21 protein-coding genes are annotated in these 22590 nt (G+C 71.0%); 12 read left to right on the top strand and 9 right to left on the bottom strand.

The annotated features are described in order from the left end of the window. Positions 1–90 precede the first annotated feature (90 nt). Positions 91–915, top strand: coding sequence for a hypothetical protein (locus tag GA0115242_RS20235; protein WP_093830442.1), 825 nt, complete (start codon positions 91–93; stop codon positions 913–915). Between the two features lie 119 nt (positions 916–1034). Then, positions 1035–1223 (top strand): hypothetical protein, encoded by a 189-nt coding sequence (locus tag GA0115242_RS20230; RefSeq protein WP_093830440.1) that lies wholly within the window; start codon positions 1035–1037, stop codon positions 1221–1223. A 190-nt stretch (positions 1224–1413) separates the two neighbouring features. On the opposite strand, the gene GA0115242_RS20225 is transcribed toward GA0115242_RS20230, so the two are convergent. Further along, positions 1414–1767, bottom strand: coding sequence for a metal-sensitive transcriptional regulator (locus tag GA0115242_RS20225; protein ID WP_093830438.1), 354 nt, complete (start codon positions 1765–1767; stop codon positions 1414–1416). A 194-nt stretch (positions 1768–1961) separates the two neighbouring features. Between GA0115242_RS20225 and GA0115242_RS20220 the strand changes: the two genes are divergently transcribed. Further along, positions 1962–2582, top strand: a complete 621-nt coding sequence (locus tag GA0115242_RS20220; protein ID WP_093830436.1) for a DUF47 domain-containing protein — start codon at positions 1962–1964, stop codon at positions 2580–2582. A gap of 7 nt (positions 2583–2589) precedes the next feature. Next, a complete protein-coding gene (locus GA0115242_RS20215; RefSeq protein ID WP_093830434.1) occupies positions 2590–3588 on the top strand; it encodes an inorganic phosphate transporter in 999 nt (332 codons plus the stop codon). A 145-nt stretch (positions 3589–3733) separates the two neighbouring features. Here the strand turns inward: GA0115242_RS20215 and pstB are convergent, their stop codons facing one another. The 4 genes from pstB to pstS all read right to left on the bottom strand — a co-directional run bounded on the left by pstB (position 3734) and on the right by pstS (position 7889). Next, positions 3734–4510 carry a phosphate ABC transporter ATP-binding protein PstB gene (gene pstB / locus GA0115242_RS20210; RefSeq protein WP_093830432.1) on the bottom strand — a complete coding sequence of 259 codons (777 nt, stop codon included), beginning with the start codon at positions 4508–4510 and terminating at the stop codon, positions 3734–3736. A 40-nt stretch (positions 4511–4550) separates the two neighbouring features. Further along, positions 4551–5612, bottom strand: coding sequence for a phosphate ABC transporter permease PstA (pstA, locus tag GA0115242_RS20205; protein ID WP_093830430.1), 1062 nt, complete (start codon positions 5610–5612; stop codon positions 4551–4553). Continuing rightward, positions 5609–6616, bottom strand: a complete 1008-nt coding sequence (gene pstC / locus GA0115242_RS20200) for a phosphate ABC transporter permease subunit PstC (RefSeq protein ID WP_093830482.1) — start codon at positions 6614–6616, stop codon at positions 5609–5611. The genes pstA and pstC overlap by 4 nt, the downstream gene beginning before the upstream one ends. Before the next feature lie 142 nt (positions 6617–6758). After that, on the bottom strand, positions 6759–7889 hold the full coding sequence (gene pstS, locus GA0115242_RS20195) for a phosphate ABC transporter substrate-binding protein PstS (RefSeq protein WP_093830428.1): 1131 nt from the start codon (positions 7887–7889) through the stop codon (positions 6759–6761). A 342-nt stretch (positions 7890–8231) separates the two neighbouring features. Between pstS and GA0115242_RS20190 the strand changes: the two genes are divergently transcribed. Further along, positions 8232–9803: an FAD-binding oxidoreductase gene (locus GA0115242_RS20190; protein WP_093830426.1), complete on the top strand. Its 1572-nt coding sequence runs from the start codon at positions 8232–8234 to the stop codon at positions 9801–9803. Between the two features lie 224 nt (positions 9804–10027). Here GA0115242_RS20190 and GA0115242_RS20185 read toward each other — a convergent pair whose 3' ends face one another. From GA0115242_RS20185 to GA0115242_RS20175, 3 genes are all read right to left on the bottom strand, one after another. After that, on the bottom strand, positions 10028–10732 hold the full coding sequence (locus GA0115242_RS20185) for a phosphatase PAP2 family protein (RefSeq protein ID WP_093830424.1): 705 nt from the start codon (positions 10730–10732) through the stop codon (positions 10028–10030). Between the two features lie 201 nt (positions 10733–10933). Further along, positions 10934–11941 carry a C40 family peptidase gene (locus tag GA0115242_RS20180; protein ID WP_202555551.1) on the bottom strand — a complete coding sequence of 336 codons (1008 nt, stop codon included), beginning with the start codon at positions 11939–11941 and terminating at the stop codon, positions 10934–10936. A gap of 152 nt (positions 11942–12093) precedes the next feature. Beyond that, complete coding sequence (locus tag GA0115242_RS20175) at positions 12094–12864, bottom strand: trypsin-like peptidase domain-containing protein (protein ID WP_093830420.1); 771 nt, start codon at positions 12862–12864, stop codon at positions 12094–12096. A 379-nt stretch (positions 12865–13243) separates the two neighbouring features. On the opposite strand from GA0115242_RS20175, the gene GA0115242_RS20170 reads away from it, so the two are divergent. The 7 genes from GA0115242_RS20170 to GA0115242_RS20140 all read left to right on the top strand — a co-directional run bounded on the left by GA0115242_RS20170 (position 13244) and on the right by GA0115242_RS20140 (position 22006). Continuing rightward, the gene (locus tag GA0115242_RS20170) at positions 13244–14563 is read left to right on the top strand and encodes a S53 family peptidase (RefSeq protein WP_093830418.1); all 1320 of its coding nucleotides are present in this window, start codon (positions 13244–13246) and stop codon (positions 14561–14563) included. A gap of 330 nt (positions 14564–14893) precedes the next feature. Then, entirely contained in the window at positions 14894–15202 is a 309-nt protein-coding gene (locus GA0115242_RS20165; RefSeq protein ID WP_093830416.1) for a hypothetical protein, read from the top strand. Between the two features lie 160 nt (positions 15203–15362). Then, complete coding sequence (locus GA0115242_RS20160; protein WP_093830414.1) at positions 15363–16178, top strand: hypothetical protein; 816 nt, start codon at positions 15363–15365, stop codon at positions 16176–16178. Beyond that, a complete protein-coding gene (locus GA0115242_RS20155) occupies positions 16168–17508 on the top strand; it encodes a hypothetical protein (RefSeq protein ID WP_093830412.1) in 1341 nt (446 codons plus the stop codon). The genes GA0115242_RS20160 and GA0115242_RS20155 overlap by 11 nt, the downstream gene beginning before the upstream one ends. Further along, positions 17505–19064: an SCO6880 family protein gene (locus GA0115242_RS20150; RefSeq protein WP_093830410.1), complete on the top strand. Its 1560-nt coding sequence runs from the start codon at positions 17505–17507 to the stop codon at positions 19062–19064. The genes GA0115242_RS20155 and GA0115242_RS20150 overlap by 4 nt, the downstream gene beginning before the upstream one ends. 13 nt (positions 19065–19077) lie before the next feature. Further along, positions 19078–20496 (top strand): ATP-binding protein, encoded by a 1419-nt coding sequence (locus GA0115242_RS20145; protein WP_093830408.1) that lies wholly within the window; start codon positions 19078–19080, stop codon positions 20494–20496. A gap of 16 nt (positions 20497–20512) precedes the next feature. Further along, a complete protein-coding gene (locus tag GA0115242_RS20140) occupies positions 20513–22006 on the top strand; it encodes a type IV secretory system conjugative DNA transfer family protein (protein WP_093830406.1) in 1494 nt (497 codons plus the stop codon). 28 nt (positions 22007–22034) lie between these two features. On the opposite strand, the gene GA0115242_RS20135 is transcribed toward GA0115242_RS20140, so the two are convergent. Continuing rightward, positions 22035–22583, bottom strand: coding sequence for a GNAT family N-acetyltransferase (locus tag GA0115242_RS20135; RefSeq protein ID WP_093830480.1), 549 nt, complete (start codon positions 22581–22583; stop codon positions 22035–22037). Positions 22584–22590: the final 7 nt, after the last annotated feature.

Here is a 22590-nt window from a genome sequence, read left to right as displayed (position 1 = left end):
TGAAGCCATCCGCACCGCGTGACGGTGCCGCCCGTCCCGTCGTTAACCGCAACGGCAGGGTGCCCGTGCCGGACACAGCGGGGGTCGACGATGGCACAGCGGGAGCACAGGTGGGGCGGCGCGCTCGCCGCCGGGGTCGTCGTCTGCCTCGGGGCGGGGGGCTGCGCGGGCGGCGCCGCCGCCGAGGGCTCCCCGCCCACCGACCCCCTCGACACGCTGCACCGGGCGGCCGACGCGCTGGTGGACGCCGGTACGTCCCGGGCCCGCACCTCGATGGAGATGGCCACCGGCGGCACCCGGGTCACGATCCGCGGCGAGGGCGTCTACGACTTCCGCCACCGGCTCGGGCGGCTCACGGTGACGCTGCCGCAGGACCCGGCGGGCACCGTCGAGCACCGGCCGATCACCGAACTCCTCGCGCCGGGCGCCCTGTTCATGAAGAACCGGGGGGCCGGGGTGCCCGCCGACAAGTGGGTGCGGGTGGCGACGGCGACCCTCTCCGACGGCAATCTGGTCACCGGCGGCGCCACCGACCCGTTCACCGCGGCCGAGGTGCTGCGCGGGGCCCGCACCGCGACCTACGCTGGGCGCACCGAGGTGGCCGGTACCGAGGTGCGGCACTACCGGGGCACCGCCGACCTCGCGCTGGCCGCGCGGGAAGCGGCCGAGGGCGGCCGGGGCGCGCTGGCCGCGGCGGCGAAAGGGTTCGCCACCACCGAGGTCCCGTTCGACGTCTTCCTCGACGAGACGGGCAGGATCCGCAAGGTCAGCCACCGTTTCCGGTTCGTCAACGGCCACCGCGACGCCGTCGTCGACGTCTCCTCGACGACGCTGCTGTACGGTTTCGGCGCCGCCGCCGACGTCCGGCTCCCGGACGCCGGTGACATCTACGCGGGGAAGATCGCGGAGGAGTGAGCACGGGGTCGCCCTGCTGCGCGGGGAGGAGCCGGGGGCGGCGAGAACTAGCCCGTCCGTGCCATGCGCGGCGTGTGGACCGCTCCCTACTCTAGGAAGCCGGTGACGGCAGAGACGAGGTGACGCACGTGGCTCCGGTCGGCGGTACGGCAGTTCAGGACCACGTGGCACTCGACGAGATCGAGCTGTGCGGGGAGCTGATGATCGCCGCGTCGGCCGCGCACGGGGAGCGGCTCAGCCTGGAGAGCATCGACGAGGTGCTGAAGGTGGCGCACGACCCCGGCACCCCCGCCACCACCGGCGCCTGAGCACCGGCCCGACCGCACGGCCCGCCCCGCCGACCGGGAGCACGGCGACCCGCGCGGGCCGTCCGGCCCCGGCGGGTCCACGGCCCGGCCCTCTCCGGGCGCCCCCACCGGCGTCCGGGAGCCCGGCCGCCCCGCGGGCGTCTCCTCCGGCCCCGGCCGGAGTCCGGGAACGCGGCGGGCCCCCGGCGGCTCAGGTGCGCAGCAGTCGTCCGATGGCCTTCGTCGCCTCGTCGACCTTCGCGTCGATCTCGTCGCCGCCCTTGAGCGCGGCGTCGGCGACGCAGTGGCGCAGGTGCTCCTCCAGGAGCTGGAGCGCGAAGGACTGGAGGGCCTTGGTGGAGGCGGAGACCTGGGTGAGTATGTCGATGCAGTAGACGTCCTCCTCGACCATCCGCTGCAGACCGCGGATCTGGCCCTCGATCCGGCGCAGCCGTTTCAGGTGCTCCGCCTTCTGGTGGTGGTAGCCGTGCGTGACGGCGGGAGCGGCGTCCGCCGCGGTCGCGTCGGAGGGCGTCGGCGTCGCGCCGGCCTCGGTGGTGGTCATCACGTCCTCCAGATCCGGTTGTATACCCCTACCGGGTATATGGTAACGAAGTTTGCCGGGTATAGGGCTCCTGGAAAGCCCCCGTGCTGATCACCGTGCCCGATGGGCGACACTGGAGGACGGCCCATTAGCCGTGGCCGGATGATGCCCTTAGCATCAGCCTGACCGAAACCGATGCATCCCGAGGACCCCTTGTGCGCTTTCGTCTGACCCCCAGGGAGACGAGCTTCTACGACATGTTCGCCGCCTCCGCGGACAACATCGTCACGGGCTCGAAGCTCCTGATGGAACTGCTCGGGGCGGACACCGCCAGCCGGGCCGAGATCGCGGAGCGGATGCGGGCAGCGGAACACGCGGGCGACGACGCCACACACGCGATCTTCCACCAGCTGAACTCCTCGTTCATCACACCGTTCGACCGCGAGGACATCTACGCCCTCGCCTCCTGCCTCGACGACATCATGGACTTCATGGAGGAGGCCGTCGACCTGGTCGTCCTCTACAACGTCGAGGAACTGCCCAAGGGCGTCGAGCAGCAGATCGAGGTCCTGGCGAGGGCCGCGGAGCTGACGGCGGAGGCGATGCCGAACCTGCGGACCATGGACAACCTCACCGAGTACTGGATCGAGGTCAACCGTCTGGAGAACCAGGCCGACCAGATCCACCGCAAGCTGCTGGCCCACCTCTTCAACGGCAAGTACGACGCCATCGAGGTGCTGAAGCTGAAGCAGATCGTGGACGTCCTCGAAGAGGCCGCGGACGCGTTCGAGCACGTGGCGAACACGGTGGAGACCATCGCCGTCAAGGAGTCCTGAGCCGTCGATGGACACCTTCGCGCTCATCGCGACCATCGCGGTCGCGCTCTTCTTCACGTACACGAACGGCTTCCACGACTCGGCGAACGCCATCGCCACCTCGGTGTCGACGCGGGCGCTGACCCCGCGCGCGGCGCTGGCGATGGCGGCGGTGATGAACCTGGCGGGCGCGTTCCTCGGCTCGGGGGTCGCCAAGACCGTCAGTGAGGGCCTGATCCAGACGCCCGAGGGCTCCAAGGGGATGGGAATCCTCTTCGCCGCCCTGATCGGCGCGATCGCCTGGAACCTCGTGACCTGGTACTTCGGGCTCCCCTCGTCCTCCTCGCACGCCCTCTTCGGCGGCATGGTGGGCGCGGCGCTCGCCGGTGGCACGACGGTCTACTGGGACGGCGTCCTCGACAAGGTCGTCATCCCGATGTTCGTCTCGCCGGTGGTCGGCCTGATCGTCGGCTACCTGGTCATGACGGCGATCCTGTGGCTGTTCCGCAAGGCCAACCCGCACAAGGCCAAGCGCCACTTCCGCATAGCGCAGACGGTCTCGGCGGCCGGCATGGCTCTCGGCCACGGCCTCCAGGACGCCCAGAAGACGATGGGCATCGTGGTGATGGCCCTGGTCATCGCGGACGTCGAGGACTACGGCGACCCGATCCCGGTCTGGGTGAAGATCGTCTGCGCGGTGATGCTGTCGCTGGGCACCTACGCGGGCGGCTGGCGCATCATGCGCACCCTCGGCCGCAAGATCATCGAGCTGGACCCGCCGCAGGGCTTCGCCGCCGAGACCACCGGCGCGTCGATCATGTTCACCACGGCGTTCCTGTTCAAGGCCCCGATCTCCACGACCCACGTCATCACCTCGGCGATCATGGGCGTCGGCGCGACCAAGCGCGTGAAGGCGGTCCGCTGGGGCGTGGCCAAGAACATCGTCCTGGGCTGGTTCATCACGATGCCCGCGGCGGCCCTGGTGGCGGCGGGCGCGTACGGCCTGGTGAACCTGGCGTTCCTGTAGCCGATTTCCGGCCATCGGGCGGACGGCACCCGCACCGCCGGATGCCCCCGCGACGACGACGGGCCCGCCCCCGGAACGGGGGCGGGCCCTTCATCGTCCCCGCGGTGGCACCGCCATGCAGCACCGCGAGGGGTCACATGCCGGCCTAGCCGAAGCGTCCGGAGATGTAGTCCTCGGTCGCCTGGACCGACGGGTTGGAGAAGATCCGCTCCGTGTCGTCTATCTCGATCAGCCGACCGGGCTGCCCGACCGCGGAGAGGTTGAAGAACGCCGTGCGGTCCGAGACGCGCGCCGCCTGCTGCATGTTGTGCGTCACGATGACGATCGTGAAGCGCTCCTTCAGCTCCCCGATCAGGTCCTCGATGGCGAGCGTGGAGATCGGGTCGAGGGCCGAGCAGGGCTCGTCCATCAGCAGCACCTTGGGCTCGACGGCGATCGCGCGGGCGATGCACAGCCGCTGCTGCTGACCGCCGGACAGGCCCGAGCCGGGCTTGTTGAGGCGGTCCTTGACCTCGTTCCAGAGGTTGGCGCCCTTGAGGGACTTCTCGACGATGTCGTTGAGGTCGCTCTTCTTGTAGCCGCCGTTGAGCCGCAGCCCCGCCGCGACGTTGTCGAAGATCGACATCGTGGGGAACGGGTTCGGGCGCTGGAACACCATGCCGATCTCGCGCCGCACGGAGACCGGGTCGATGCCCTGCCCGTACAGGTCCTCCTCGTCGAGGAGCACCTTGCCCTCGACCCGGCCGCCCGGGGTGACCTCGTGCATGCGGTTGAGGGTGCGCAGGAACGTCGACTTGCCGCAGCCCGAGGGGCCGATGAACGCCGTCACCGAACGCGGCTCGACGGTCATCGAGATGTCCTCGATCGCCTTGTGGGACCCGTAGAAAGCGGTGAGTCCGCTCACATCGATTCGCTTGGCCATGATTACGTCACTTCCAGAATTCTCGGTCGCCTTGGCCGCGTCAGCGACCGGACTTCGGGGCCTTCCAGCGGGCGATGCCGCGGGCCAGCAGGTTCAGGATCATCACGAAGGCGATCAGGGTGAGCGACGCCGCCCAGGCCCTGTCGTACGCGGCGTTCGCGCCGGCGCTGTTCGCGTACTGCTGGTAGATGTACAGCGGCAGCGACTGCTGGGCGCCCTCGAAGGGGTTGTTGTTGATGAACCGGTTGCCGAACACCAGCAGCAGCACCGGCGCGGTCTCACCGGCGATCCGCGCGATCGCCAGCATGATGCCGGTCGTGATGCCGCCGATGGAGGTCGGCAGGACCACCTTCAGGATGGTGCGCCACTTCGGCACGCCCAGCGCGAGGGACGCCTCGCGCAGCTCGTTCGGGACGAGCTTGAGCATCTCCTCGGTGGAGCGGACGACGACCGGGACCATCAGGATGGCCAGGGCCAGCGAACCGGCGAAGCCGAACGGCTCCATCTCGAAGATCAGCATGAGGCTGAGGATGAACAGACCCGCGACGACCGACGGGATGCCCGTCATGACGTCCACGAAGAAGGTGACCGCGCGGGCCAGGCCGCCGCGGCCGTACTCGACCAGGTAGATCGCGGTGAGCACGCCGATCGGGGCGGCCATCAGGGTGGCCAGGCCGACCTGCTCCAGGCTGCCGATGATGGCGTGGTAGATGCCGCCGCCCGGCTGGGAGTCGGCGACGATGCCCATCGAGTGGGTCAGGAAGTAGAGGTCGAGGACCTTGACGCCGCGCGCGACGGTCGTCCACACCAGGGAGACCAGCGGGACGACGGCGAGCAGGAACGCGACCCAGACCAGGCTGGTCGCGATGCGGTCCTTGGCCTGCCTGCGGCCCTCCACCTTGGCGGCGATGCCGTAGGTGCCGGCCAGGAACAGGAGCCCGGCGATCAGACCCCACTGGACGCGGCTGTCGATCCCCGCGACCAGTCCGAGCAGGACGGCGACGACCACGGACCCGGCGGCGATCGCCCAGGGCGACCAGACCGGCAGGGAGGCGCCGCGCAGGGTGCTGGGGCGCTCTTCGGTGACGGCTGCGTGGCTCATGCGTTGGCCCCCGAGTACTCCTTGCGGCGGGCGATGATGAGCCGGGCCGCGCCGTTGACCAGCAGGGTGATGACGAACAGCACCAGACCGGACGCGATCAGCGCGTCCCGGCCGAACTCGTTGGCCTCACCGAACTTGCTGGCGATGTTCTGGGCGAAGGTGCCGCCGCCCGGGTTGAGCAGGCTGAGGTGGATCAGGAAGTCCGGGGAGAGCACGGTCGCGACGGCCATCGTCTCGCCGAGGGCGCGGCCGAGACCGAGCATCGAGGCGGAGATCACGCCGGAACGGCCGAACGGCAGCACCGACATCCTGATGACCTCCCAGCGGGTGGCGCCGAGCGCCAGCGCCGCTTCCTGGTGCATCAGGGGCGCCTGCCGGAAGACCTCGCGGCTCACGTTGGTGATGATCGGCAGGATCATGATCGCGAGCAGGATGCCGACGGTGAGCATCGAGCGCGGGGCGCCTTCGTCCCAGGAGAAGAAGCCGGTCCAGCCGAAGTAGTCGTTGAGCCAGCCGAAGAGGCCGTTGAGGTTCGGGACGAGGATCAGGGCGCCCCAGAGGCCGTAGACGATCGACGGCACCGCGGCGAGCAGGTCGATCACGTAGGAGATCGGACCGCTCAGCCTGCGGGGGGCGTAGTGGGTGAGGAACAGCGCGATCGAGACCGCGATCGGCACCGCGATCACCATGGCGATGATCGACGAGATCACCGTGCCGTAGGCGAGGACGGCGATGCCGAAGGTCGGCGGGTTGACGCCGGTGTTCCATTCGAGCGTGGTGAGGAAGTTGCCGTGGTCCTTGCTGATCGCGAGGGTGGCGCGATAGGTGAGGAAGACCGCGATCGCGGCCATCACCACGAGCAGCAGGATGCCCGAGCCACGGGAGAGGCCGAGGAAGATCCGGTCTCCGGGTCGGGTGGCGCCACGGGCGGCACGCTTGCTCTCGGCCTCGGTGGGCTGCGGGGAGGGCGGCGGCGCTTCGGTGTTCTTGGTTGTTATGTCCATCGGGTTCTCCGGTCTGCGGACCCGCACGCGGAGGTGCGGCTCTGCGAAGCCGAACGGGAGGCCGTGCGGCTCATGGCGGCGGTGCACCGGACGGTGCGGTCCGGTCCCGGGACGAGGCCCGGGACCGGACCGCACACTCAGATCAGCTCAGGCCATCGATGGTGGTACGGACCTTGCCGATGATGTCGGCGGGGATCGGCGCGTACTTGAGGCCGGGGAGCAGGCCCTGGCCCTCCTCGGAGGCGATGTACTTGAGGAACGCCTTGGTCGCGGGCAGGGTGTCCGACTTGTTGCCCTTGTCGCAGACGATCTCGTAGGTGACGAGGGTGATCGGGTAGGCGCCCTCGGCCTTGGTCGCGTAGTTCAGCTGCAGGGCCAGGTCCGAGCCGGTGCCGACGACCTTGGCGTCGGCGATCGCCTTGGTGGCGCTGTCGCTGCTGGGGACGACCGGGGCGGAGGCGCCGGTGTCGATGCTGACCGGGCTGACGCCGTCACCGAGGTAGGACAGCTCGAAGTAGCCGATCGCGCCGTTGGTCTGCTTGACCTGCGCGGCGACACCGGAGGACTGGGCGGCCGCCTGGCCACCGTCCGCCTGCCACGCCTTGCCGCCCTCGTACTTCCAGTTGTCCGGGGTGACGGCCTTCAGGTACTTGGTGAAGTTGTCCGTGGTGCCGGACTCGTCCGAGCGGTGGAACGCCTGGATCTTGAGGTCGGGAAGCTTCGCGTCGGGGTTCAGCTTCGCGATCGCCGGGTCGTTCCACTTGGTGATCTTGCTGTCGAAGATCTTGGCGAGCGTCGGCGCGTCCAGGACCAGGTTGTCGACACCGGAGAGGTTGTAGCCGATGGCGATCGGGCCGCCGACCATGGGCAGGTCGATGCCCTGGCCGCCGGAGCAGACCTTCTTGGAGGCGGTGACCTCTTCGGGCTTCAGCGCCGAGTCCGAACCCGCGAAGGCGAGCTGACCCTGGGTGAAGGAGGTGACACCGGCGCCGGAGCCGCCCGCCTTGTAGTTGATCTGGACGCCACAGGCCTTGGAGAACTGGGCCACCCAGGCGTCGATCGCGTTCTTCTGCGCCGACGAGCCGTCGGAGAGCAGCTGGCCGTTCTTGGCGTCGCCGCAGTCGATCGAGCCCGCCTGCGTCGAGGCCGACGCGCTGCTGTCGCCACTGCCCGAGCTGGTGTCGTCGGAGCCGCACGCCGTGAGGGCCAGGGCGCCGGAGACGGCAAGAGCACCGAGAGCGAGGGCCCGCCGGTTCATGCGCTGAAGCTTCACTTGAAAGTGTTCCTTCCAGGAGCCGCCGTCCTGAACCGGCGGCGTGCGAAGTCTGAGTGATGCGGACGCGTCGTGGTGGTGCGCCCCGCATCGGGTAAGGCCGAAATTAGGCAGATCAGGTGAAGGCGCCTATGGCCGTAAATGAACGGGAGGTGAACCCCTGCGGACGGTGTGGTTAGGTCACGGAACGCTCACGGGCAGAGCACACCCTGATACCGGTGCGATGCTCGCACAGCCGCCCGCCCCGACGCCCGGGTGACCTCTCGCACGCACGACCGGGGCCAGGGAACCCCCGAGCCCGGCGCGCCGTCCTGTACCAGGAGAGCGCTCGGGAGGGACACCATGCAACGGCGTACGTTCATCGGGGGCGGCGCGGTCGCGCTGGCGACCGCGGCCACGGCCTCCTGCAAGGGCGGCGGCACGGCGGACGGCAGCGCCTCGCCGGCCTCCCGCTCCGCCTCCGCCTCCGCCCGCCCGGCCCGCACCACCACCGGCGCGGCCGCGGCCCCGGCGAGCTGGACGGCCCTGGCCCACGGCCTCGACGGCACCCTGGTCCGCCCGGGGGACGCCCAGTGGGCGGCGGCCCGCCAGCTCTACAACACCCGCTTCGACGACCTGAGGCCCGCCGCCGTCGCCTATGTCGCGCACGCCGACGACATCCGCACCGTCCTCGCCTACGCCCGCGCCCATCACGTCCGGGTCGCCGTCCGCAACGGCGGCCACTCCTACGCGGGCTGGTCCTCCGGCGACGGGCGGCTGATCGTCGACGTCTCCCGCCTCAAGAACGTCCGGGCGGGCGGCGGCACGGCGGTGGTCGGCGCGGGCGCCAAGCTCATCGACGTCTACCGGGGGCTCGCCGCGAAGGGCGTGACCATACCCGCGGGCTCCTGCCCCACGGTCGGCGTCTCCGGCCTGGTCCTCGGCGGCGGCCACGGCGTCGTCTCCCGGGCCTACGGACTGACCTGCGACAGCCTCACCCGGGCCACCCTGATCACGGCGGACGGCAAGGAGGTGACCGCCGACGCCACCACGGAGAAGGAGCTGTTCTGGGCGCTGCGCGGGGCGGGCAACGGCAACTTCGGCGTGGTGACCGAACTCCGCTTCACCACCCACCCGGCGCCGCAGGCCGTCACCGGCTACCTCAGCTGGCCGTGGTCGAAGGCCGCCGCCGTCGTGAAGGCCTGGCAGGAGTGGGGCCCCGCCCAGCCGGACGAGATCTGGTCCTCCCTGCACCTGGCCAACGCCGAGGGCGGCACCCCCACCGTCTCCGTGGCCGCGTTCTCCCTGGGCACCCACGGCGAACTCCAGAACGCCGTGGACCGCCTCGCCGACCGGGTCGGCGCCGACGCGAGCAGCGTCTCCCTGCGCCGCCGCGGCTACGAGGAGGCCATGGAGATCTACGCGGGCTGCTCCTCGTTCTCCGCGCAGGCCCAGTGCCATCTGCCGGGCGCCACCCCGGGACGCTCCCCGCAGGGCGCGCTCGGCCGCGAGACGTACGCGGCGCACTCCGACTTCTTCGACCGCTCCATACCGGCGGACGGCGTCCAGCGGCTGCTGGCCAGGACGGCGGCGGTGCGCGGCGGCTCGGGCAGCGTCGCGCTCACCGCCCTGGGCGGCGCCATCAACCGGGTCTCCCCCACCGCGACGGCGTTCGTGCACCGCCGCTCCCGGATGCTGGCCCAGTACATCGCCTCCTGGAAGCCGGGCACCAGCGGCGCCACCGCCAGGACCTGGCTCTCCGGCGCGCACGACGCGATGAAGCCGTACGCCTCCGGGGCGGCCTACCAGAACTACACCGACCCGACGCTGAGCGACTGGCGCGACGCCTACTACGGGGACGCCGCAGGCCGCCTGGCCCGCGTGAAGAAGAAGTACGACCCGACCGGGTTCTTCACCTACCCGCAGGCCCTCTGACCGCCCGGTGCCGTGCATCGCGCGCCGGTGCGCTTCTCCGTTCAGGGCACTAGGGCGTGTCTGACCATGCGCGTCGTTGCCCGGAGGGCGGCCTCGCGGGGTCAGGTGCGTGCTCTCGGCGTGCCGGGCGCAGTCCCTCGTACTGGGCGTACTCGGGACTGCGCCCGGTGCGGCGGGAGTGCGTGCAGGGCGCCGCGAGGCAGACGGGCATTGTCAGACACGCCCTAGGCGGCGAGGTCCCGTTCCTCCGCGCCCGCGGCGGTCCTGCGGCCCGGGAGCAGGGTGTCGCGCCCGGAGCGGGCCTCCCCCCGCGCGCGGATCAGCAGACCGGCCCGCGGGGACCGGTCCACGGCGCGGGCCAGCGGGGTCAGCAGCGCCATCGCCGGCGGCGACAGCAGCAGCGCGACGGCGGTGCCGAGGGCGAAGCCGCCGATGACGTCCGTCGGGTAGTGCACGCCCATGTAGACGCGGCAGAAGCCCTCCAGGAGGGCGAGCGCGATCCCGGCGAGGCCGAAGCGGCGGTGCGCCACGAAGAGGCCGACGCCCATCGCCATGGTGATCGTCGCGTGGTCGCTGACGAACGAGTAGTCGGTCTTCCCGGAGATCAGCACGTCCAGGCCCTGATGGGTCAGGAAGGGCCGGGGCCGCTCCACGAACCCCCGGATCGGGATGTTCACCAGCAGCGCGACGGAGGCCGCGAGGGGCGCCCACACCAGCGCGGCGACCGACGCCGGGGCGTCCTCGCCGCCCTTGCGCCGCACCGACCACCAGCACCCCAGCACGAGCAGCACCATGGCCACCGGCAGCCCGTACTCGCCGACGAACTCCATGACGCGGTCGAACCAGTGCGGGGCGTCCTTGGCGAGGCCGTTGATGTCGTAGAGCAGGTCGATGTCGGGGTTCGACCCGGATTCGGCGAGTCCAGCCATCGTGCTGCGGCCCCTTCGTCGTCTGCTTCGGCGCGCGCACCTGACGTGCGCCGCGCCCACCCACCCCCGTGGCTGTGGATCACTACGTCAACAGGAACGCACGGTCCCGGTTCATACGTTCCACACTCCACCGAATGATCACGCAGACGTTATCGAAGAGAGACTCATCGTCGCAGCTCAGGGGGTGGGTTCACGCTACGGTCAGACCGTCGTCGGGAGCGCTTTCGCGCCATCTTCGGTCACGCGGGTGGCGCCGAAGTAGTCCGGGGTGTCGATCGGGTCGAAGCGGATCACGGCCCCGGTGCGGGGCGCGTCGATCATGTAGCCGCCGCCGACGTAGATGCCGACGTGCCGGATCGCGCGGGAGTTCTCCAGGTCGTCCGAGAAGAAGACCAGGTCGCCGGGGAGCAGTTCCGAGCGCGCCGGGTGCGGGCCCGCGTTGTACTGGTCGTTGGCGACCCGGGGCAGCGTCACCCCGACGCTCTCGTACGCCGCCTGCGTCAGCCCCGAGCAGTCGAAACGCCCGCCCTGCGCCGAGGTGCCGGTGCCGCCCCACAGGTACGGGGTGCCCAGCTTCTTCTGCGCGTAGTAGATCGCCCCGGCCGCCTGCTCGGACGGATCGACCCGGGAGACGGGAGCCGCGAAGCTCTCCTCCAGGGTGGTGATCGTCTTCACGTAGTTCCGGGTCTCCTTGTACGGCGGGACGCCCCCGTACTTGATGACCGCGTAGGCGCCCGCGTTGTACGAGGCCAGCATGTTTTCGGTCACGTTCCCCGGAACGTCCTTCACGTACGAGGCCAGCTCGCAGTCGTAGGACGCGGCGGACGGGATCGCGTCCTCCGGGTCCCAGACGTTCTTGACGCCGTCCCCGTTGCCGTCGATGCCGTGGGTGGCCCAGGTGCCGGGGATGAACTGCGCTATCCCCTGGGCGGCCGCCGGGCTCTTGGCGTTCGGGTTGAAGCCGCTCTCCTGGTAGAGCTGGGCGGCGAGGAGGGCCGGGTTGATGGCGGGGCAGAGGTTGCCCCACTTCTGCACGACGTCCCGGTAGGCGGCCGGGACCGCGCCCTTGGCCAGCGACTTGCCCGCGCCGCCGACCCCGCCCATGAGGTTGCCCGCGACGAGATAGACCCCGACGACGAGCACCATCACGAAGGCGAGCCCGGTGCCGACCACTGCCGACGCCACGATCCACGCCTTACGCACCGTCAACCGCCCCTCGCCGACCGGGAGTCCGTAGCCCAGGTCAGTGTAGGGGCGGGTGCGGCGTCACGGGGCGATCGAACCGAAGACAAATCAGCCGGAGGCGAACGACCGGGGGAGGCCCGGGTCACGCCCGCCCCGCGCACCGGGAACGGGGCGGCTCAGGAGTCGGAGGCCGAGGCCGCGTCCTCGTACAGTTCCCCGGCCTCGTCGCCGAGCACCACGCTGTAGGAGATGTCGGCCGTGGTGCCGCCCTGCTCGTGCCCGCCGAGGATGCCGACGACCGAGCCGTCCCCGTTGACCCAGGGGCTGCCGCTGGTGCCGCCGGTGAGGTCGGGGCAGTCGATGCGCTGCTGGGTGGCGCTGTGGGCAACCGGGCGGTTGCTGCAGCCGACCGGGACCTCGCGGGAGTCCGGGTAGCCGGTGACGGTCACGGCGGTGGCGCCGGTCGTGGTGCGGGTGGCGAAGCGGTTGCCGCCGACGAAGTCCTCGACGTTCCTGCCGTCCCGCTCGTCGAGGACGGCGAAGGCCACGTCGCTGTCCTCGTTCCGCCCCTTGGACCACCCGGCGGGCAGGAAGGTCTTCCGCACCGTCCAGACCCCGTAGGGCGCCCGGCCGTCCCGGTATCCCGGAACGAAGAGCGCGCCCTCGCCCGCGGAGCCCAGACAGTGCGCCGCGGTGACGATCAGGTTGTGGCGCGCGCTGTGCACCACAGAGGCGGTGCAGAAGTGTCCGCCCGGCAGCGACTCCCCGCGCCCTGCCCCGAAGAGGGCGCCCACTCTCGCGCTCTGCGCGGTCACGCCCGCGACGGCCGTGACCCCGAGGGGGCCGATCCCGTCGTCGGCCGCGGCCAGCGAGGAGGAGGTGACGGCGGGCACGAACAGCAGCACGGCGCCGTAGACGAGCCTGGTGATGCGTGAGATGCGCTTCATCAGGACCCACTCTGACCCAAGAAGGTGAGAAACATCCCTGCCGCTCTCACCGTAGCGCGTCCCCGCGCGGTCCGCCCGGGATGAGAGGGTACGGCGCCGCCGTACGGGCGGCCCCGCCCACCGCCACGGCGGACGCAGGGGCCCCCTCCATCCCATGCGCCGGCTGTGTGTTGGGTCAAGGGCCCGACGCGGTTCGGTAAGGACGCAGACCGGGTTCGGTAAGGCGGAAGTCAGAACTCCGCGACCCCTCTGTTGTCGCGTACCCAACAAGTGCATCGTCGGGGCGGGCCGCCGCCCGCCGCCGGGGACCCCGCACTGGCGGCTCCCCACCCGCACCGCCCCTGTTCCACCCCACCAAGGAACATCAGGAGGCTGCACGATGCGCACGCATTCCCCCGGAAGACCGTCAGGACAGCGCGGTTGGCGCCGCGCGGGCACCGCGATAGCCGCGACCGCCACCCTGCTCCTGGCCGGCTTCGGCACCGCCGTCCAGGCGGACGCCGCCCAGTCCGCCGCGGCCGCCACCGCCGCGAGGACGACCTGGACCGCGACCCCCTGTGCCACCCCGGCGCACAGAGGCGAACTCGCCTGCGACTCCTACCGCGTGACCGGCGGCCTGACCGCCTTCCAGAAGCAGCAGGCGGCCCGCACCGGCGTCACCCCCAAGGCGGCCGACGCCTCGACCCCCTCCGGCTACGGCCCGAGCAACCTCCAGGCGGCCTACGGCCTGACCTCGGCCGCCGCCTCCAACGGCACCGGCGAGACCATCGCCATCGTCGACGCCTACGACGACCCCAAGGCCGAGGCGGACCTGGCCACTTACCGCTCCTACTACGGCCTGAGCGCCTGCACGACGGCCAACGGCTGCTTCAAGAAGGTCAGTCAGAGCGGCTCGACGACCTCCCTGCCGAGCGCCGACAGCGGCTGGGCCGAGGAGATCTCCCTCGACCTCGACATGGCCTCCGCGATCTGCCCGAAGTGCAACATCCTCCTGGTGGAGGCCACTTCGGCGACGATGGCCAACCTCGGCACCGCGGTGAACCGCGCCGTCACCCTCGGCGCGAAGTACGTCTCCAACAGCTACGGCGGCTCGGAGTCCTCCTCCGACACCTCCTACGACTCCTCGTACTTCAACCACCCCGGCGTCGCCATCACCGTCTCCGCGGGCGACTCGGGCTACGGCGCCGAGTACCCGGCCGCCTCCCGCTACGTGACCAGCGTCGGCGGCACCGCCCTCGCCACCTCCTCCACCACCCGGGGCTGGACCGAGACCGTCTGGAAGACCAGCAGCACCGAGGCCACCGGCTCCGGCTGCTCCGCCTACGACACCAAGCCCACCTGGCAGACCGACACCGGCTGCACCAAGCGCACCGTCTCCGACGTGGCAGCGGTCGCCGACCCGGCCACCGGCGTCTCCGTCTACGACAGCTACGGCGTCACCGCGGGCTGGTACACCTTCGGCGGCACCAGCGCCTCGTCGCCGATCATCGCGGGCGTCTACGCCCTCGCCGGCACCCCGTCCAGCAGCTCCTACCCGGCGTCGTTCCCCTACGCCTCGGCCGGCACCTCGGCCCTGAACGACGTCACCAGCGGCAACAACGGAAGCTGCTCCTCGTCCTACCTCTGCACCGCCAAGTCGGGATACGACGGCCCGACGGGCTGGGGCACCCCCGAGGGGGTCTCCGCCTTCACCGGCTGACCCTCCCTCACCGAACGGGCCGCGGCGACCGACCGCGGCCCGTTCGCCGTGCCGGGATACTCTTGAAACGCCGACCACCGACCGACCGTCAGAAACGGCCCAGGTCATAGAAGGGGTCAACGACGGAACCGCACGTCAGGTTTCGCTCAGGCCTCATTGCCCGGCGTGACCTGCCGTGATACACAGAGTGACCGTACGAGCTATTTGTACGAAACCCGCCAAGCAATGACGCCAAGTCGACATACGACGGCGTCTTTGTCAGCGAGAATGAGCCTGACCTCTGCACGACCGCAGGGGAAGCGGAACTACCCACCAGGGGCGGTGACTTACATGCTCTTTGCGGCCGACAAGGGAGACATCAACACCATCATCGGCGGGATCGCTCCGGACTGGGGCCCCTTCGGCACCTTGGGCACCGAGGCGAAGACGATGATCCAGGTCGTGATGGCCTTCGCGATCCTGATCTGCCTCGGCATCGCCGTCTGGGGCGCCGCCAAGCAGCGCATCGGCGCGACCGCGCTGCGCGACACCTTCAGCGCGGAGCAGGGCAAGGGCCTCATCATCGCGGGCCTGACGGGCGTCTTCATCATCGGCTCACTGGGAACGCTGTTCACCATCGTGTACGGCATGGCGGTCTGAGCCGCCGACCGGCGCCTCTCCCCCTCGTCCCACCCCCCTCCACCGGCTGAGGTTGCGTTTCCCTGATGTCGAGTCACCACACCGCGCCCGCGCGGACCCCGGCAGGGCTACCGTCGTACTCCCACGTGTTCCCGCACGACGTCGAGGGGGCGTACGCGGCATGAGTCTCGGAGACGAACCCGGCTCCGGCGGTTACGGCGGCACGGGCCAGACCAGAACCAGGCTGCCCGACGGCCCCGCCGACCCGCGCCGCTCCGGCCGCACCTCACCGCGCAGCCTGATCACGGTGGTCGGCGTGGTCGTCCTCCTGATCGCGGCGATCGCCTTCGCGAACCGCGGCGACGGCGACTCCGCCGCCCGGAGCGGAGCGGAGAACAAGCCGCGGACGTCGACCACGGCCGCGTCGGGCCAGAAACCCCCGGAGACCACCTCCAACGGCATCCCGACGGGCTTCCCCCAAACCCAGGAGGGCGCCCAGAGCGCGGCGGCGAACTACGCGGTGGCACTGGGGTCGGCGGACATGTTCACCAAGTCCAAGCGCGACTCCATCCTCCAGACCATCATGGTCCCCTCCCGCGTCGCGCACTACGAGACGCAGCTCGACCAGGCCTACACCGCGCAGTTCAACAAGAACGTCGGCCTGAACGAGGACGGCTCCACCCCGTCCGGCTACACCTTCGTCTCCCGGACGAGCCCCATCGGCACCAAGGTCACCGACTCCTCCGCCGACCGGGCGACCGTGGAGGTGTGGTCCGGCGGTCTGCTCGGCCTCGCGGGCGAGAACTCGACCAACCCGGTCACCAACAGCTGGTTCACCATCACCATGCGGCTGGAGTGGGCCGACGGCGACTGGAAGATCGAGCAGCACGCGCAGAAGGATGGCCCGGCGCCCGTCCCCGGCGACAGCAAGGCCTCCAGCGCCGACGACATGGCCAAGGCCGTCGAGGAGTACGGAGGGTTCACCTATGCCCGCTAACCGGCGTGTGCTCAAGCTGACCGCCGTCATCGCGACGGTGCAGGCCTCGACCGTCGTCCTGGCCACCCGCGCCTTCGCCGCGCCGACACCGTCACCCACCCCCTCCCCGACGGAGAGCAGCGACTGCTCCCTGATCGCTCCCCCGGCGAGGAAGTACTGCGAGGAAGGCGGAGGGGCCGGAGGCAGCGGCGGCGGAACACCCAGCCTCACCTCCACCCTCGACCCCCTCAGCTCCCTCGCCAAGGGCTGTGCCGACGCCGCCTCCTGGACGATCGGGAAGCTGAGCGACGCGGTCAAGGACACCGCCAACGTCGACTTCACGAACCCCAAGTTCCTCCAGCAGTACGCCGTGGTCTTCGCCGCGTCGACCATCCTCACCCTCCTCCTGTGGCTCCTGGCCGTGGCCAAGCGGGCCGTCCGCGGGGTGCCGCTGGGCACCGCGATCTCGGAGGCGGTCGGGTTCCTCTGGCTGACCGTGCTGGCGTCCGCCTTCACCCCCCTGATCCTCTACACCGTCGTCTCGGCGACCGACGGCGTCACGGACGTCCTCGCGAAGACGACCGGCGACCAGACCGACACCTTCTTCGGCACCTTCTCCGGCGCCCTCGACAAGGGCAGCGACATCGGCGGCGGCCCGATCATGCTGATCGTCGTCGCCCTGGTCAGCATCCTCGCCGCGGGCGTCCTCTGGCTCGAACTGGTCATCCGCGCCGCGCTCCTGTACGTCGGCGCCCTCCTCGGCACCGTCGTCTACGCGGGCCTGGTCGACAAGAACCTCTGGGGCCACGTCCGCCGCTGGGCCGGCGTGATGATCGCCGTCATCCTGGTGAAGCCGGTCATCGTCATCGTCCTCGGCCTGGCGGGCGCCCTCTCCAGCGACAACGGCCCCGACTCCTTCTCGGCCGTCGTCTCCGGGCTCGCGATCATCCTGCTGGCCATCTTCGCCAGCGCGATGATCTACCGCTTCGTCCCCGGCTTCGGCGACGAGATCGCCAACTCCCGCAACAACCGCATCATGCAGGGCGCCGAGGGCAAGGCCGCCGCCGTCTTCAGCTCCCCCGCCACGATGGTCGCCCAGGGCATCAAGACCCACAGCACCCGGGCCAACGACGGCGGCGGCGCGGGCGGCCAGTCCTCCGGCGGCGCCCGCCCGTCCAACCCCGTCTCCGGCGGTGTCGCCGCCCACAGCACCCGCACCCCGGCCGGTGGCGGCGGCGGATCTGTCCCCTCCGCCGCACCCGCTCCCCGGTCGAGCACCGGGATCAGCACCCCGCACGCAGGCAACGCCCGCAACAGCAGCTCCAACCGCACGGGAGGTGAAGGGCGTTGACGACCGAGTCCCACCTGTCCCATCCGGTCACGCCCCGCCGTACATATCTCATCGGCCGCGCCCGGCCGAACGCGATCGTCGGCCGCAACCGCGAGTCCGGCGAGATCGCGCTCATCATCGCGGGCGCGTTCCTCGGCATGATGTGCGGGCTCCTCGTCCCCGTCCTCTCCCTGCGCATCGTGCTGCTGACGGGCTTCCCGCTGATCGCGCTGGCCGCGGTCTACGTGCCGTACAAGCAGCGCACGTTCTACAAGTGGTTCGAGATCAACCGCAGTTACAAGCGGACCCTCAAGCGCGGCACCCTGTACCGCAGCGGGGTCCAGGAGGCCGGAGTGCGCATCGACGGCCGCGAGGTCGAGATCGGCCCGCCGCCCGGCATCGGCCGCATCACCTGGCTCGCCGCCCCCTTCGGCCCCGACGAGATCGCCGTCCTGCTCCACGCGGACCGGCGCACCGTCACCGCCGCCATCGAGATCGAGGGCCCCGGCGTCGGCCTGCGCGACTCCGAGGACCAGGAGGCCTTGGTCGACCGCTTCGGCACCCTGCTCAAGCACGTCGCCAACGGGGACGGCTTCGTCACCCGCATCCAGATGCTCGCCCGCACCCTGCCCGCCGACCCCGACGCGCACGCCAAGGACGTCGCCGTCCGCGGCGACGAACGCGCCCCCGGCTGGCTGTCGCGCTCCTACGACCAGTTGCAGTCGATGGTGTCGACCAGCAGCGAGCAGCACCGCGCCTACCTCGTCGCCTGCATGCACTACACCCGCGAACTCGCCGCCGAGGCCCAGGCGATGGCCCGCGCCGCGCGACCGCAGGGCGGCCGCAAGGTGGACCGCGACGCCGGGCTCGCCGTCGTCATGGCCCGCGAGCTGACGGACATCTGCTCCCGTCTCCAGGAGGCGGACATCCGCGTCCGCCAGCCCCTGGGCCAGGGCAGACTCGCCTCGCTGATCCACTCCATGTACGACCCTGACCACCCCATCGACCACCTCCAGGCGATGACCAAGCGCAACGCCTGGCCGGCCGAGCTGGACGCCATGGAGCCCACCTACCTCCAGGCGAAGACCCGCGAGTCCTCCACCCGCGCCCCCTGGTGCCACGCCACGGCGTGGGTGAAGGAGTGGCCGATGACCCCGGTCGGCGTGAACTTCCTCGCCCCGCTCCTGGTCCACACCCCCGACGTGATCCGCACGGTCGCCGTCACCATGGACCTCGAACCCACCGAGGTCGCCATCGAGCGGATGCTGACCGAGAAGACCAACGACGACGCCGAGGCCAGCCGCGCCGCCAAGATGAACCGGACGGTCGACCCCCGCGACGTCGCCGCCCACTCCCGCATCGACCAGCGCGGCGAGGACCTCGCCAGCGGCGCCGCCGGCGTCAACCTGGTCGGCTACATCACCGTCTCCTCCCGCTCCCCCGAGTCCCTGGCCCGCGACAAGCGGACCATCCGGGCGTCGGCCGGCAAGTCGTACCTGAAGCTGGAGTGGTGTGACCGCGAGCACCACCGCGCCTTCGTCAACACGCTCCCGTTCGCCACCGGAATCCGAAGGTAGGGCTGATGCGCTGATGCGGGACCCGCTGTCCGTCCTCACCGACGCCTTCACCGGCTTCCTCTTCGGGAAGGTGGAGACGACCCGGCTGCCGGTGCGCACCTCCACCGGCCAGGCCCAGGCGGTCTACCTCCCGACCGCCGCGCCCGGCCTCGGCGACTCCGGCGTGATCATCGGCCGTGAGGTCTACTCCGGCAAGGGCTACATCTACGACCCCTTCCAGCTCTACGGCCAGCAACTGCCCGCCCCGCACTGGCTGGTCCTCGGCGAGTCGGGCAACGGCAAGTCGGCGCTGGAGAAGACGTACGTCCTGCGCCAACTGCGCTTCCGCGACCGGCAGGTCGTCGTCCTGGACGCGCAGGGCGAGGACGGCGTCGGCGAGTGGAACCTCATCGCGGAGGAGCTGGGGATAACCCCCATCCGGCTCGACCCGACGGCCGCCCTGGACATGGGCATCCGGCTGAACCCGCTGGACCCGGCGATCACCACCACCGGCCAGCTCGCGCTGCTGCGGACCATCATCGAGGTGGCCCTCGGCCACGGACTCGACGAGCGCTCCGGCTTCGCCCTGAAGGTCGCGCACGCCTACGTCAACGAGACGATCGTGGACCGGCAGCCGGTGCTGACCGACATCGTCGAGCAACTGCGCCACCCCGAACCGGAGTCCGCGGAGGCGATGAACGTCGACCTGGACGACGTGCGGGCCTGGGGCCTGGACGTGGCCCTCGTCCTCGACCGGCTCGTCGACGGCGACCTGCGGGGCATGTTCGACGGCCCCACCACGGTCGGCATCGACCTGGACGCCCCGCTGATCGTCTTCGACCTGTCCCACATCGACCGCAACTCCATCGCCATGCCCATCCTGATGGCGATCGTCGGCGTGTGGCTGGAGCACACCTGGATCCGCCCCGACCGGAAGAAGCGCATCTTCCTGGTCGAGGAGGCCTGGCACATCATCAACAGCCCGTTCGTGGCCCAGCTGTTCCAGCGCCTGCTGAAGTTCGGCCGCCGCCTCGGCCTGTCCTTCGTGGCGGTGGTCCACCACCTCTCCGACGTGGTCGACGGCGCCGCCGCGAAGGAGGCGGCCGCGATTCTCAAGATGGCCTCGACGAGAACCATCTACGCCCAGAAGGCCGACGAGGCACGCGCCACCGGCCGGGTCATCGGGCTGCCGCGCTGGGCGGTGGAGATCATCCCCACCCTCACACCGGGCATCGCCGTGTGGGACGTCAACGGGAACGTGCAGGTCGTCAAGCACCTGATCACCGAGACGGAACGCCCGCTGGTCTTCACCGACCGCGCGATGACCGAGTCGTCCGTCGACCACCGGACCGACGACGCCATGCGCGCCGCCGAACTGGAGGCGGAGGAACGGGCGGCGGCCTTCGTGGAACAGCATCTGGGCGACTACGACAGTTCGTCGACGGTGGCCTGACGGAAGGCGGACGGCCGTGACAAGACCGGACGAGCACCGCGGCGGCACCGGCCGGGGAGGAGTCCCCGACGGGCTCCTCCTGGGCCTGCTGGCGTTCCTCCTCGGCGTGACCCTGCTGCTCTGGTCGGCGACCGGCCTCTCCGCCGTCTTCGCTCACGGCGCCTGGCCGGACGGGGTCACCTTCACCCGGACCCCGCTGGCCATACGCCATCTCATCGGCCGCCCCCGCGACCTGCCCGGCGCCTGGACCGCCACCGCACCCGACCAGCTCTCCGGATACGGCCTGTTCTGGGGCCTGTTCATCGGCCAGCTGATGCTGCTGTTCGTGCTGACGGTGTTCACCATGAGCCGGATCGCCCACTGGAAGGCGGCCCGCGCCCGACGGCTGGACCCGCAGCCGGCGCCCCAGGAGGTCCCGGCCCCGCGGGCGGAACAGCCGCCCGCCCCGGCCCCGCGGCACGACCCGCCCACCGAGCCCCTCCCGGCGCCCGTCCCCCAGCCCGCCCCCGTCGCACCGGCCGCCCCGGCAGCCCCGCTGCCCGAACCGCTCGCGCCCCCGCTGCCGGGCGGGCCGATCGTCGGCGGCTGGGAGCGGATCGTGGTGGCGGACCGGGAGGAGCGCCTGACGACGGCCGCGCAGGCGGTCCGTGACGCCCCGGGGCCCGCCGTCGTCGTCACCTCGAACCCGGTCCTGTGGGCCGACACCAAGGACGCCCGCGCCAAGCTGGGCCCGGTCCACCTCTACGACCCCGCGCACCGCTGCGACACCCCGGCCCGTCTGCACTGGTCGCCGATCGCGGGCTGCGAGACGAAGCAGACGGCCCAGGAGCGGGCGGGGGCGCTGCTCGCCGCGGTCCGCCCCACCGCGAAGATCGACCAGGCGGTGGCCGACGTCGCCGAGACCCTGCTGCGCAGCTACGTCCACGCCGCCGCGATCGACGGCCGCACGGTCCGCCACGTCCACCGCTGGGCGCAGGGCACCCAGGTGCAGGACGCGGTCCGGGTCCTGCGCACCCACCCGAAGGCGGCACCGGGCGCGGGCGGCGAGCTGGAGGCCGCCCTCACCGCCCATCCCGAACGCCGGGACATGGCACAGGAGTTGACGAGCCGGGCGCTGTCCGCGCTGTTCACCGTGAACATCAGGGAGGCGTGCACTCCCCATCGAGCCGATGCCCTCGCGCTGGATTCCTTCGTCGACGAAGGGGGCACGCTCTATGTAGTGGGGGAGTCGATCGAGGACCCGAGGAGCAATCCAGGCGCGATGCCCCTTCTGACGGCCCTCGTCTCGAGCGTGGTCGAGCGCGGCCGGCACATGGCCGAACGGTCATCGGCCGGTCGGCTCGACCCACCACTCACCCTCGTCCTGGACGACGTCGCCGCGGTGGCCCCGCTCCCCCAGCTCCCGGACCTGCTGGCCGCGGGCGCGGAGCGGGGTGTGCAGACGCTGGCCCTGCTCCGCTCCCGCGAACAGGCGAGGTCCCGCTGGCCGCACGCGGAACTCCCGGTCTGACGCCGGGGGCCATCGGCGGCCCGGCGTCTCAGACGGGCCTCTCCAGCACGTACTCCAGCTCGGCCTCGTCGGTGCCCTTGCCGAGCGGGACGGTGACCCCGCTGGGCTTGAAGCCGAGCTTCCGGTAGAGCCCCTGGGCCCGCAGGTTGTCCTCGTGGACGATGAGCCGCATCCGCTCGACCCCCGCCTTCTGCGCCCAGGCGGTCCCGGCCTCGAAGAGCGCCTCGCTGAGGCCCTTCCCGCGGTGCTCGGGCCGCACGTAGACGCCCACCACGTGCCCTTGCCGGTGCTCGATGCGGTTCCCGGCCCAGTCGGTCGTCCCGGGCTCCTCAAGGAGCACTGTGGCCGTTCCGGCCCACACCCCGTCGGCCGCGATCCCCACGAACTGCTGGGCCTTCTCGGCCCCCTCGCAGGCCCCTTCGGCCCGCTCCTGCCAGAAGGAGTCCGACCTGACGACGGCCTCGTCGTAGCTGTCGAGGAAGGCGAGGTGGGCGACCGGGTCCTGGAGCGCGGCGAGCCGCAGGTCCTTCACGGCCGCCCACTCGGCGGCCCGTATGGATCGGATCACGTAATTCATGAAGCAA

It is taken from the genome of Streptomyces sp. SolWspMP-5a-2 (genome assembly GCF_900091845.1).
GTDB classification, from domain to species: domain Bacteria; phylum Actinomycetota; class Actinomycetes; order Streptomycetales; family Streptomycetaceae; genus Streptomyces; species Streptomyces doudnae.
This window is presented reverse-complemented; position numbering and strand designations above follow the sequence as displayed.